Source organism: Paenibacillus sp. FSL K6-1318 (assembly GCF_037976905.1).
GTDB lineage: Bacteria > Bacillota > Bacilli > Paenibacillales > Paenibacillaceae > Paenibacillus > Paenibacillus amylolyticus_A.
The window spans coordinates 3895827-3908341 of sequence record NZ_CP150270.1 but is presented as its reverse complement, the minus strand read 5'-3'; the positions used below and the strand labels follow the sequence as shown (position 1 = coordinate 3908341).

Below are 12515 nucleotides of genomic sequence, written 5' to 3'. Positions count from 1 at the left end.
GAATTGAAACATGCAGTTCCGTGTATAAGTTATGGCTACAAGTTCCATAACTGTTTTGCACGAAATGAACTGTATGCATCAGTCAGTCATCTGGTCCAATAATTAATACGCAGCCACTCCCCTACGGGAGTGGCTTTTTTGTGTTTTAATACACTCCATGCATGGAAGGAGATGAACAGTACGGCAATTTCTCATGAGCATGTACACGGATCATTTGAGCTGCATGTTGTATCTACGGGGGATGGAGATCAAGCATCTTTTGTGAAAGCAGCGAAGGATATCTGGCCATGGGTGGATTACATCCACATTCGGGAGAAACAACTCTCGTGGCAAGAAAGGGTCGGTTGGGCTGAAAGTCTGTGTGGTGTTGGAGTTCCCTCTTGCCGGATCGTCATCAATGGTTCAGAGCTGAACTCGCAGAATGAAAACTACGGCGGTGTCCATTGGGGGCAAGAGGCTATACGTAACTACAACAATGATGGCATAAGCAATGTGCAGCGACTTCGTCTGGGTGTATCTGTTCATTCAATCGATGAGGCAAAAATCGCTGAAGAACGGGGAGTCGATTACCTTTTCTTCGGGCATGTCTACGCAACCAACAGTAAGCCGGATCTTGAACCAAGAGGATTAAATGCTCTTGCTGAAGTGTGCAGGGGTGTCTCCATTCCTGTCATTGCGATCGGGGGCATTGAACCGGGGAACATTCACGCGATTCGCTCCGCAGGGGCACGGGGAGCCGCCGTGATCTCGAATGTATGGGCGAGCGATTCACCGGATCGGGCCGCTGCATCTTTAAGGCAGGCTATCGTTGGTACAGAAAGTCTGAGCCGCTGAAACAAGGAGATGAGATGATGAATGAGATCGTCACTGATAGACCGGATAAGATTCATGCAGAAACGATTATTGTAGGTGGAGGCGTCGTTGGGTGCTCCATCGCATATGAGCTTGCTTCCCGTGGACAGGATGTACTGTTGGTAGAGCGTTCGGCGATTGCAGGAGGGACTTCTTGCGCAGCGGCTGGAATGCTAGCGGCAGACAGTGAGGATTTTGCCCATCCTTTGATGGCTAAGCTTGCCAGGCAGAGCAGACAGTTACTTCATGAGCAACAGATGCTGATGGCTACACTCAGCAAGGTAGAGGTTGGATTGCAACGCAAGGGATTCCTAACTCCTTTTCGTTCATACAGTGAATTAAGTAGTTACAAGGACAATCGGAAGTCCACGTTGTCTGCTGATGAGGTGTGGTGGGATCATTACGCTGTGCAACAGGAGGCATCGTGGCTTAACAGAGATACGTATGGAGCCTACTACAGGCCTTACGAGAGTGAGGTTCTTCCAGTCCATCTCACAAAGGCATATGCTGAATCCGCTCAAGCAATGGGAGCGAGGGTGATGGAGGGCATACAGGATATACGTGTGCAAGCAAATGAATACGGGGTGCAGGGAATCACCACATCGATCGGTGAGATGACATGCAGACATGTCGTTATAGCTGCTGGATTACAGAGCGAAGAATTGTTGAGACATATGAATCTGAGCTTGCCTGTGTGGTCGGTAAAAGGAGAAATAGCCGCCGTTCAGTTCTCAGCTGAACATGCAGGGTACAGGCCTGACAGGACGGTGTACGCAGAGGACATCTATATTGTTCCCAAAGCCAATGGAGAGGTTTGGCTCGGGGCAACCAGTCTGCCAGGCAGAACGGATCTGAATGTTTCTGTACAGGGTGTTCAGAAGCTGTTAACAGCGGCTACCCATTGGGTGCCTGGGATGAAAGAGGCACAATTTTTGCGAGCGTGGGCAGGCGTAAGGCCGACAACTCCGGATGGGCTGCCTTATATAGGCGCTTGCAAAAGTATATCGGGGCTATTCACCGCCTTTGGACATTACCGTAACGGTATCTTGCTCAGTGCGATAACAGGCAGACTAATCGCTGAATTGCTCGCGGGCAAAAGCTCAGAAGAGCTCGGAATTGAGGCGCTGAGCCCTGAGCGATTGAACAGAAAGGGAGTGGTGCAGTGAATATTATTGTTAATGGTCAACGGATGGAGATAGAAGACAGATTGAATCGTGTGGACAAACTGCTTCAATCTTTTGACCTGCAAGTCAAGACTGTAGTTGTCGAGCTGAACAGGCATATCTTAACGCGTGAGTATCATGAGACGACGGCATTAAGAGAAGGCGATCGAATCGAGATTGTACATTTTGTAGGAGGCGGTTGATGATGTTGAACATTGGGAAATATACGTTTGAGTCCAGATTGTTGCTCGGAACAGGCAAGTTTTCGGATCTGGAAGTGCAAAGTGAGGCTGTAGAAACATCTAAAACGGAAGTATTAACTTTTGCTGTTCGTCGTCTGAATTTGGAGGAACGTAACCAGAAGCATTTCCTGGATACGTTGGATCTGGATCAATACACCCTTCTTCCGAATACGGCTGGGGCTTCCACTGCGGAAGAGGCGGTGCGGATTGCCGAGCTTGCGCGGGCTTCGGGACTTTGTGATATGATAAAAGTCGAAGTCATCGGAGATGGAATTACATTGCTCCCAGATCCGATTGAAACGTACAAGGCTTGCGAAATTTTGCTTGAAAAGGGCTTCACTGTGTTGCCTTATATTTCGGATGATGTCATTCTGGCCAAAAGGCTGCAACTGCTTGGCGTACATGCTGTAATGCCTGGCGCTTCTCCCATCGGAGCTGGCAGAGGCATCATTAATCCCTATAACCTTGAGATCATCATTGAGCAGGCCGTTGTACCTGTAATTGTGGACGCAGGGTTGCGCTCCCCCAAAGATGCTGCTTATGCGATGGAACTTGGTGCAGATGGCGTATTGTTAAATACAGCCGTATCTGGATCAAGAGATCCGGTGAGCATGGCTAAAGCGATGCGAATGGGGGTAGAGGCAGGTAGATTGGCATATGAGGCAGGCATGATTCCTGTGAAGCGTTATGCAGCAGCCAGCAGTCCGGTGGAAGGAATGATTCATACATGATAGATCAACAATCAACATCTTCCGAGCAGTCCGATCGGTATTCCAGACAGGAACGCTACGCGCCGCTGGGCAAGGAAGGCCAGGCCAGATTAAAGGGCAGCAGAGTTTTAATCGTTGGTGCTGGCGCACTGGGAACAGGAATTGCAGAAACGTTAGTTCGCTCAGGAGTCGGGCACATAACGATCGTTGATCGTGATTATGTGGAGTGGAGTAACCTGCAGCGACAGCAATTATATGTAGAACAGGACGCAATCGAACGGATGCCGAAGGCGATGGCGGCGGAGAAACGTTTATCTGCCATTAATTCCACGGTTCATGTGGAAGGGAAAGTATTGGATGTCAGAGTAGATGAATTGGAAGAACTCGTTCAGCATGCAGACTTGATTATGGATGCAACGGATAATTTTGATACCCGGCTACTCATTAATGATATGGCACAGAAGTACCATATTCCCTGGATTTATGGTGGATGTGTGGGCAGTTATGGCATTACCTATACGTTTATGCCTGGAGATACGCCCTGTTTAAATTGTTTGCTGGGTGAAGTCCCTCTGGGGGGAGATACCTGTGATACATCTGGCATCATACCTCAAGCGGTACAGATGGTAACGGCGAATCAGACAGCTGAGGCGATGAAGTTGCTTAGCGGCAATGCGAAGGCATTGAGACGCAAGTTGTTGTCATTTGACGTGTGGAGGAACGAATACATATCCATTAATGTGGATGGTGCGAAAAAGCAAGACTGTCCTTCCTGCAGCGATTCGGCAACGTATCCATATCTTTCTGCGTCCAACCTGGAGAAAACCGATGTGTTGTGTGGCAGGGATACGGTTCAGATCCGACCTGCACGACGAATGAATCTGGATCTTCAACATACGGCGGATCGCCTGGATAGACTTCAAGAAGGTAAAGTGGAATCCAATCCTTTTCTGGTTTCATTTACAACAGGGGCCCATAGAATGGTCATTTTCCAGGATGGACGTGTCCTTGTACACGGAACAAAAGACACAGCTGAAGCACGTACGCTCGTTCACCGCTACTTTGGCTGAAGCAAGGAAGAAGCAAAGTCTGTTCCCTGAAGGGAATGGACTTTTTCATTTTACGGCATGCTAACTGTACCAACCATTGCTGCGAGCAGCGGGACAGAGACAGGCCGGGTGAAAAACAGTGAAAACAGTCATTTTGCTGATTGGAGCAGGAGAGCAGGTCAGCCTTATTCAGGACGTATTGTGTGCCGAAGGGTATGAGGTGCAACGAAAGGAAGGGTCAAAACTAAAGCAATCCGTCGATAATTCGTTATCACACTTCAACCTGATCATCCTGCTAGACCAGGATGAGGGGGAGGCGCTTCGAAATCAAGAGGAGAAGGCAGCGTTGAAACAATGGATAGATAAAGGTCAGATTGTACCCCTACTGGTTATCACGTCGAACGCATCTCCTCAAATCATCGTGGAATGGCTGGATTACGGAGCTAATGACGTAATGGAGGAACCTATTCACTTGAACGTGATGCTGGCTAGAATACGAAATTTATTGCGTGTTTTCGCGAATGCAACACCGGAGGGTGAAGAAGTTATTGTAGTCCATGATCTTAAAGTGAACTTGCGTTCAAGGCGGGTAAATCGTGCGGGTGAATACCTGACATTAACGCCTAAAGAGTACGAGTTACTGGAATTCCTGGCCCTGCATGTGAATGAAGCATGTACGCGGAGTGATATTTTGCGGGAAGTATGGGGATATGAGCATGCCATGGATACCAACGTCGTGGACGTGTATATCAAACATCTGAGGGTTAAGGTGGACAAGGGAAGAAGTGTGAAACTGATTCATACGGTGCGTGGGATCGGTTACATGCTTCATGATAAAAATTAGATGTATCACCAAATTCCATGAAACTCCAGTTTAGACTGTGGCGAAAAGAGGGTAAATAAAAAGACCGGAACATATCGTCCGGCCTTTACTTATTCAATAATATATAACTCTAAAGTACACGACGAGCTTTAATATACGTTCTTTCCCAAGTACCGGAATTCAGATCCGAAAGGGTTACGCCTGGAGATCCATACGTATGCAGAATCTTTCCGTTCCCTGCGTACACGCCTACATGAGTGATGTTGGAGCCAGTAGAACGGCTACCGCTGGAGAAGAATACCAGATCACCTACACGCAGATTAGCTTTGGACACAGCTTTGCCTTCTTTGGATTGTTTCACGGAAGTGCGCGGCAAGTCTACACCATACTTTTTGAAAATATATTTCATAAAAGAAGAGCAGTCAAAAACTTTGGTAGTTGATGTTGAAGCACCAAATTTATATGGAGTTCCAGTAAATTGTTTACCATAGTTAACAATCTGTTGGCCTGTGGACACAGATGCAGTTGCTGCCTGTGCAACAGGTGCGTTAGTCATTAGTACAGCTCCAAAACCTAGTGTAGCGCACAACCCGACGGTTACGGCCTTTTGGACAAAGATGTTTGTTTTCATATTAGTTAGTACCTCCAAAATTCGTTTTCGTTAAGTTGCTAGAGCGAGTATAACAGCTTTGTAACAGCCTAGAAATTGGATAGGTACGTGTGATCCCTTGCGCCACAGTGGTTTGGGTATGTTTATTAAAATATAATTAAAAATGTCAAAAAATTAATCATTGACGAATGATAAACAAAGATGAAATAGAAAAGACCCTTGATCAGCAAGGGTCTTTGTTATGCATGAACCTATTTTCTTAGCGAAATCACTGGTTACAAAAACGTAATAAATAAGATTAAAACATGCGGATGATTCAATCTTTACTCTGAATAATCAGTAGTAGACCACTATCAATGGTGACTGTACCGGAAGTGCCCAAGAGCTGGTTGCTCACACCCAAAGATTGTCCCATGCGAATAGTGGCTTGATCCAACGGATACATGAAACCATCGAGAGTTATTCCTGTAACTTCATGAGTCAAAGGGAGTAGAGAAACATATTTATAGTCCCGGTGCTCAACCACAGCTTTGGATGTTGTCAATGTCATATAGTTATGCTTGTCCTGAATTACACAGGAAATATGATGCTGCATCGCGCGAACCATAATATGTACATTAGCGAGTGTGTGATCCATCCGTGTACCTGTAGCACCCAACATCAGGATGTGAGAAGGTTCGTGATCCAGCGCTGTCTCAAAAGCCATTTCCGTATCTGTAAGATCCTTATGAACAGGGTCGCATGAAATAAACTGAATGCTATTGTTGCTAACAATCGTAAGTTCCTCTTCAGTAATAGAATCAAAATCTCCGACTGCAATATGAGGCTGAATGCCATGTTCGATCAAAAATAATGCACCGCGATCGGCTGCGATGATCATGTCATCCTCTCGTATTTCCTGAAGTAACTCCGCAGATAGATTTCCGCCTGTAAAAATAACAATCCGTTTCACCGTCATTTTATTTCATCCTTCCTAATTCTTTCACCAAACCAGTATAATCCACAAAATGTGGTTGCACAATTTCGGTGCTCGCGGATACAATGGGGAGAGCGACACGGAGATGACTTGAAAAGTGAGGTTTGAACAGGTTGGACTTACACATTTTTGAAGTATTCAGCATTATAGGTACCATCGCATTTGCAATGTCCGGTGCCTTCGTAGCAATGGAAGAGGAATATGACATTTTGGGCGTACTGGTACTTGGACTTGTGACTGCATTCGGAGGCGGAATTATCCGGAATGTACTTATAGGTATACCTGTAACGACACTATGGAGTCAGGGATCGCTTATCATGTTGGCCTTGGTATCTGTAGCAATTGCGTTTGTGTTGCCACTCAAGTGGATTGGTCACTGGAAGCGAACAGAGGCGCTATTTGATGCAATCGGACTCGCAGCATTTGCAATTCAAGGGGCATTATACGCGGCAAATATGGGACATCCCATCAGCGCAGTTATCGTTGCAGCAGTCATGACCGGTATTGGTGGAGGCGTTATTCGTGATGTGCTCGCTGGACGTAAACCGCTTGTATTGCGTGATGAAATTTATGCTGTATGGGCAATGACAGCTGGCTTTGTCATAGGTATGGGTTGGTTAACAACAAATGTTGGGCTATTACTTTGTTTCGCGGCTGTGGTGTTCTTCCGGATGTGTTCTGTACATTATAAATGGAAGCTGCCGCGTCGTTCGTTGGTGCCACCGGAGACTGGGAACGTCAATCCTCAGCCGGAGAGCATCGTGACACAGCCAACATCGTCGGTACTTCAAGGTACGCTAAGTAAGGGGGATTAATATGATTCATGTTTTGTTTGTATGTCTAGGTAATATATGTAGATCACCAATGGCTGAAGCAGTCTTGCGTAATAAAGTCCTGGAGAAGGGGCTTGAACATCAGATTCGTGTGGACTCAGCAGGTACAGGAAACTGGCACGTTGGTAAACCTCCGCATGAAGGGACTCGGAAATTGCTGGATTCATACCAGATTTCTTATGCCAACATGGCAGCGAGACAATTCGCCAGCGAAGACTTTACTCAGTTTGATTATATTGTGTGTATGGACAATTCCAATGCAGATAATGTGCGCAACGTTCCAGGGGGAGCTGAGGCGGACATCATTAAGTTCATGGACATGCTTCCGGATGAGAAGCTTAGAGAAGTACCAGACCCGTATCATACAGGCAATTTTGAAGAGGTGTACGAGTTGGTTAATGCAGGCTGCGATGTTTTGTTGAGAAAAATTGAAGCGGAACATTCATTAGCTTAGTAATAAACCCAAACTCATACTTAACTTGTAGCCGGACAAAGAAGCAGGAGTGAGAACTCAAGCAAGCAGGATATCCTGCTTCTTTTTCAGGTTACAATTGTAAGCGGTATCATTAGAGTGGAAAACAAAAGCGGCATTTCAGCCGCCTGTTGATGTATTCCAATTTATCTTTCTTGTAGAAAATAAAGCAATGCTTCCGGCAATTCATTTTGCCAAAAACCCCATTGGTGGTTCCCGTCTTTCTCCTGGTAGGAGACGAGAGCGCCTCGTTTTTCCAGCAAATCACGGGTATCGCGGTTCAGTTGCACAAAATCATACGTACCTGTGTCTGCTGCAAAGGCAGTCTCCTGCAAACCAACGATCATCCAGATCGAGAGCCAGGATAGATCTTCAGCTGCGGCGTAGATCTCCTGAGAAGCGGAGTAGAATGCACCAGACATGCTGATGACACGTGTAAACAGGTCCGGATATAACAGAGCAAGGTGAAGCGAAACACTACCACCAAGCGAGTCTCCGGCAAGAATGCGTTCCTGCGGGGAACGACGTACAGGATATTTCTCTTCTATATAGGGAATAATCTCTTCAGCGAAGCAAGCGGTATATGCCTTGAATCGATCTCCGAATGGAGCATATTCCTGTTTTCTCACAGACACATCCACCTGAACCCCTACAATAATGAAAGGTTCGGCTCCTTCGTCCAGAATAATTCGGTTAGCTGTTGTAGCAATTCGCCCAAAGTTGAAAAATTCTTCGCCATCCTGACAATAAACGACAGGGTAGCTGAGCAATTCGTTATAGCCCGGAGGAAGGTAAATACGGAGTGTTCGTTTCTCTCCGAGATAGCGACTTTCAATCTCTTCCTTCACAATCGTGCGTTTCAAATAGCGGGAATCCGTCATAAAACGTCACCTTTCTCGGTTAATTTTTTGCATTCGACCGCGCAATACGGTAAGATTACCCTTGTGCGGGGTTAGGTCAAACACGCAATCATGTATTATGCTGTTATACCAATATTAAACCCCTGTTATACATACAATCCGGTAGGAAACATAAAAAAATTACGGATTTCTTTGACGTATGGAGTGAAACAGGTGTATAATAATATTATAACAGCGGAACTTGATATTCAAATTTTTTGTTGAGGTGAAGAAAAAAATGAGCAAGGTTCCTTATGAAGTGTATACAGAGGATGTAGAAGCTCTGTCCGTGCTGTCTCCTGACGGCGAAATTGTTAACAAAGACATGATGCCTACACTTTCCGATGATCAATTAAAAGAAATTATGTACCGCATGGTATTTACCCGTACTTGGGATGACCGTGCAGTAAACCTGGGCCGTCAAGGTCGTCTTGGTTTCTATGCTCCAGTATCTGGTCAAGAAGCTACAATGGTTGGTAGTGAATTTGCAATTGAAAAAGAAGACTTTGTATGTCCTGGCTATCGTGACATTCCGCAACTCGTATGGCATGGACTTCCTCTTTATCAAGCATTCCTGTACTCCCGTGGACACCAACATGGTGGACAAATTCCAGATGGCGTTAATGTATTGATGCCACAAATCATCATTGGTGCACAAATTCTGCACGCAATGGGTATCGCTATGGGTTACAAATTGAAGAAACAAAAACAAGTTGTTATCACGTATACAGGTGATGGCGGTTCTTCTGAAGGTGACTTCTATGAAGGTCTGAACTACGCTGGTGTATACAAACTGCCTGTTATCTTCTTTGTACAAAACAATGGTTATGCCATCACAACTCCTTTTGCTAAACAAACAGCAGCTCTGTCCATCGCTCACAAAGCGGTAGCAGCAGGTATCAAAGGTGTTAAAGTTGACGGTATGGACATTTTCGCTGTTATCAAAGCTGTTCAGGAAGCTGCTGAGCGTGGACGTAACGGAGAAGGCGCAACATTGATCGAAGCAGTAACATACCGTTTCCGTCCTCACTCCCTTTCGGATGATGCTTCCAAGTATCGTACAAAAGAAGAAGAGGCAGAATGGTCTGTTAAAGATCCTATCGCACGTTTCGCTAAATATCTGGAGAAAAAAGGTCTTTGGACTGAAGAAGATACAGCACGTGTGAAAGAAGAAGCAAAAGCTAAAGTAAATGAAGAGATCAAAAAAGCGGAAAAAACCGAGAAAATGACGATTTCAGGCTTGATCGACAGCATGTTCGAACAAACGCCTAAGCACTTGGAAGAGCAAAAAGCTGATTTCCAATAAGTTTTTTCCGATAAAGCATAAACATCCGCGACTTTAATGTCCCGGTATACATGTACGAATTCAAATGTGAACTGTCAATGTTTAAGGAGGAAATGAAGCAAATGGCACAAATGAACATGAAAGAAGCAATCCGTGATGCGCTTCGCGTGGAGTTGAAACGTGATCCTAACGTTCTGCTTTTCGGTGAAGACGTAGGTAATGTAGGCGGCGTTTTCCGTGTAACGGAAGGTCTGCAAAAAGAGTTTGGCGAAGAGCGTGTATTTGATACACCACTGGCTGAGTCCGCTATTGGTGGTCTGGCTGTAGGTCTGGGTGTACAAGGCTTCCGTCCGGTTGCTGAGATCCAATTCGTTGGTTTTATCTTCGAAGCCCTTGACCAAATGGTAGTGCAAGCTGCTCGTATGCGTTTCCGCTCCGGTGGAAAATACAATTCTCCAATCGTATTCCGTACACCATTCGGTGGCGGTGTAAAAGCGGCAGAATTGCATACAGATTCCCTGGAAGGTCTGCTTACGCAAACACCAGGTATCAAAGTAGTTGTTCCTTCTAACCCTTACGATGCAAAAGGTCTGATGATCGCTTCTATTCGCGATAACGACCCTGTATTCTTCATGGAGCACTTGAACTTGTACCATGCTTTCCGTGCAGAAGTGCCTGAAGAAGATTACGTTGTTGAGTTGGGCAAAGCGAACGTTGTTCGTGAAGGTTCCGATGTAACGATCATTACTTACGGTATGATGGTTCACACTTCTGTGAAAGCAGCAGATGAACTCGAAAAACAAGGAATCAAAGTTGAAGTTATCGACCTTCGTACGGTTAGCCCGATCGACATCGATACCATCGTTGCTTCTATTAAGAAAACAAATCGTGCAATTGTTGTACAGGAAGCTCAAAAGAGCGCAGGTGTTGCAGCTGAAGTCATTGCCCAAATCAATGAAAAAGCAATCCTGCACTTGGAAGCACCGGTTCTGCGTGTAGCTGGTCCGGATACTGTATATCCTTTTGCACAAATCGAAGATTCTTGGCTGCCTAACCCAGCGCGTATCGTTGCTGCGGTTAACAAAGTCGTAAATTTCTAATTTAATCATCTGACATGCCGCAAGGCGCAGTATGGTGATTCACACCGCAGCGCAAGCTGCACTGTAAACAGCCATTAGCCCCTTGAGTAACAGTTATTTGCATTAGCAGTAACAGTTGTTTCTTGGAGTTAAGGGTTGTTTTCAGGATTGAGCACATAATCAAGGAGGTTTTTCAGTTGGCTAAATTTGAATACAAATTCCCTGAATTGGGCGAAGGCCTACACGAAGGCGAAATCATCAAGATGCACATCAAAGTCGGTGACAAAGTAACTGACGACGATATCATCATGGAAGTACAGAACGACAAAGCGGTTGTAGAAGTACCTTGTCCGGTTAACGGAACAGTTACAGAAGTATTCGCTAAAGACGGTCAAATCTGCCATGTTGGCGAAGTTGTAGCCATCATCGATGCAGAAGGCGAACTTCCTGAGCAAGACGACGCTCCTGCTGGCGATCAAGGCGAGCAAGAGAAAGATGCAGCTCAAGGCGGAGCTGACACAAGCGGTTCTTCTGCAGCAGCTTCCAGCTCGGATGCAGCTAAAGAAGGCGGCAACAACAGCGTTCCGGCAGTACCTGCCAAAGACGTTCTGGCAACACCAAGCGTACGCAAATTTGCTCGCGAACAAGGTGTAGACATCGCTCAGGTTAACGGCACTGGCAACAACGGTAAAGTAACCAAAGAAGATGTTGAATCCTTCAAAAATGGTGGCGGTTCTTCCGCAGCAGCATCTTCCGAAGCTCCGGCACAAGAAGAGAAAAAATCCGCAGCACCAGCAGCGGTTGCAGCTGATCAACACGTTGAAGAAGAGCGCGTACCATTCAAAGGTATCCGTAAAGCGATCTCTAATGCAATGGTTAAATCGGCATACACAGCACCTCACGTTACAATCATGGACGAAGTGGACGTAACTGAGTTGGTTGCTTTCCGTACTCGTATGAAACCAATTGCAGAGAAAAAAGGAACAAAAGTTACTTATCTGCCATTCATCGTTAAAGCACTGGTTGCAGCTTCCCGCCAATTCCCGGCTCTGAACGCTATGATTGATGAAGAAGCTAACGAAATTGTTTACAAAAAATACTACAACATCGGTATTGCTACAGATACAGATAACGGCTTGATCGTTCCTGTTATCAAAGATGCTGATCGTAAATCCATCTGGATGATCGCTGATTCTATCCGTGATCTGGCAGCTCGTGGTCGCGACGGTAAATTGAGCGCGAACGAAATGAGAGGAAGCACAATCTCCATCAGTAACATCGGTTCTGCTGGCGGTATGTTCTTCACTCCAATCATCAACTTCCCAGAAGTTGCTATTCTCGGAACAGGACGCATCAGCGAAAAAGCAGTGATCAAAAACGGCGAAGTAGTTGCAGCGCCTGTAATGGCTCTTTCCCTGAGCTTTGACCACCGTATCATCGATGGCGCAACAGCACAAAACTTTATGAATTACATTAAACAGCTGCTCGCTAACCCTGAGCTGCTTGTTATGGAGGTGTAAGA

14 protein-coding genes are annotated in these 12515 nt (G+C 45.8%); 11 read left to right on the top strand and 3 right to left on the bottom strand.

All coding sequences use genetic code 11. The features are described from left to right. Window positions 1-171 precede the first annotated feature (171 nt). The 6 genes from NYE45_RS17110 to NYE45_RS17085 all read left to right on the top strand — a co-directional run bounded on the left by NYE45_RS17110 (window position 172) and on the right by NYE45_RS17085 (window position 4860). On the top strand, window positions 172-834 hold the full coding sequence (locus tag NYE45_RS17110) for a thiamine phosphate synthase (protein ID WP_340013338.1): 663 nt from the start codon (window positions 172-174) through the stop codon (window positions 832-834). A gap of 17 nt (window positions 835-851) precedes the next feature. Continuing rightward, window positions 852-2018 carry a glycine oxidase ThiO gene (gene thiO / locus NYE45_RS17105; protein WP_340013336.1) on the top strand — a complete coding sequence of 389 codons (1167 nt, stop codon included), beginning with the start codon at window positions 852-854 and terminating at the stop codon, window positions 2016-2018. Next, complete coding sequence (gene thiS, locus NYE45_RS17100) at window positions 2015-2218, top strand: sulfur carrier protein ThiS (protein ID WP_062834883.1); 204 nt, start codon at window positions 2015-2017, stop codon at window positions 2216-2218. Before thiO ends, thiS begins: the two co-directional genes overlap by 4 nt. A 2-nt stretch (window positions 2219-2220) precedes the next feature. Continuing rightward, window positions 2221-2988, top strand: coding sequence for a thiazole synthase (locus NYE45_RS17095; protein WP_340017392.1), 768 nt, complete (start codon window positions 2221-2223; stop codon window positions 2986-2988). Beyond that, window positions 2985-4037, top strand: coding sequence for a ThiF family adenylyltransferase (locus NYE45_RS17090; protein WP_340013335.1), 1053 nt, complete (start codon window positions 2985-2987; stop codon window positions 4035-4037). Before NYE45_RS17095 ends, NYE45_RS17090 begins: the two co-directional genes overlap by 4 nt. 118 nt (window positions 4038-4155) lie before the next feature. Beyond that, the gene (locus tag NYE45_RS17085) at window positions 4156-4860 is read left to right on the top strand and encodes a response regulator transcription factor (RefSeq protein WP_340013334.1); all 705 of its coding nucleotides are present in this window, start codon (window positions 4156-4158) and stop codon (window positions 4858-4860) included. Between the two features lie 109 nt (window positions 4861-4969). On the opposite strand, the gene NYE45_RS17080 is transcribed toward NYE45_RS17085, so the two are convergent. Together NYE45_RS17080 and NYE45_RS17075 are read right to left on the bottom strand one after the other, a co-directional pair. Next, window positions 4970-5470, bottom strand: coding sequence for a C40 family peptidase (locus NYE45_RS17080; protein WP_062834880.1), 501 nt, complete (start codon window positions 5468-5470; stop codon window positions 4970-4972). A gap of 295 nt (window positions 5471-5765) precedes the next feature. Further along, window positions 5766-6407, bottom strand: coding sequence for a thiamine diphosphokinase (locus NYE45_RS17075; protein WP_340013332.1), 642 nt, complete (start codon window positions 6405-6407; stop codon window positions 5766-5768). A 131-nt stretch (window positions 6408-6538) separates the two neighbouring features. Between NYE45_RS17075 and NYE45_RS17070 the strand changes: the two genes are divergently transcribed. Then, window positions 6539-7240, top strand: coding sequence for a trimeric intracellular cation channel family protein (locus NYE45_RS17070; protein WP_340013330.1), 702 nt, complete (start codon window positions 6539-6541; stop codon window positions 7238-7240). A 1-nt stretch (window position 7241) separates the two neighbouring features. Next, on the top strand, window positions 7242-7712 hold the full coding sequence (locus NYE45_RS17065) for a low molecular weight protein-tyrosine-phosphatase (protein WP_340013328.1): 471 nt from the start codon (window positions 7242-7244) through the stop codon (window positions 7710-7712). Window positions 7713-7876: 164 nt separating this feature from the next. Here NYE45_RS17065 and NYE45_RS17060 read toward each other — a convergent pair whose 3' ends face one another. Next, window positions 7877-8611 carry an alpha/beta hydrolase-fold protein gene (locus tag NYE45_RS17060; protein ID WP_340013327.1) on the bottom strand — a complete coding sequence of 245 codons (735 nt, stop codon included), beginning with the start codon at window positions 8609-8611 and terminating at the stop codon, window positions 7877-7879. 256 nt (window positions 8612-8867) lie between these two features. Here NYE45_RS17060 and pdhA point away from each other — a divergent pair, with 256 nt between their 5' ends. The 3 genes from pdhA (at window position 8868) to NYE45_RS17045 (ending at window position 12513) form a co-directional block, all read left to right on the top strand. Continuing rightward, window positions 8868-9935, top strand: coding sequence for a pyruvate dehydrogenase (acetyl-transferring) E1 component subunit alpha (pdhA, locus tag NYE45_RS17055; RefSeq protein WP_340017391.1), 1068 nt, complete (start codon window positions 8868-8870; stop codon window positions 9933-9935). Window positions 9936-10036: 101 nt separating this feature from the next. Then, window positions 10037-11014, top strand: coding sequence for an alpha-ketoacid dehydrogenase subunit beta (locus tag NYE45_RS17050; protein WP_017688073.1), 978 nt, complete (start codon window positions 10037-10039; stop codon window positions 11012-11014). Window positions 11015-11190: 176 nt separating this feature from the next. Next, a complete protein-coding gene (locus tag NYE45_RS17045; RefSeq protein WP_340013326.1) occupies window positions 11191-12513 on the top strand; it encodes a dihydrolipoamide acetyltransferase family protein in 1323 nt (440 codons plus the stop codon). Window positions 12514-12515 lie beyond the last annotated feature (2 nt).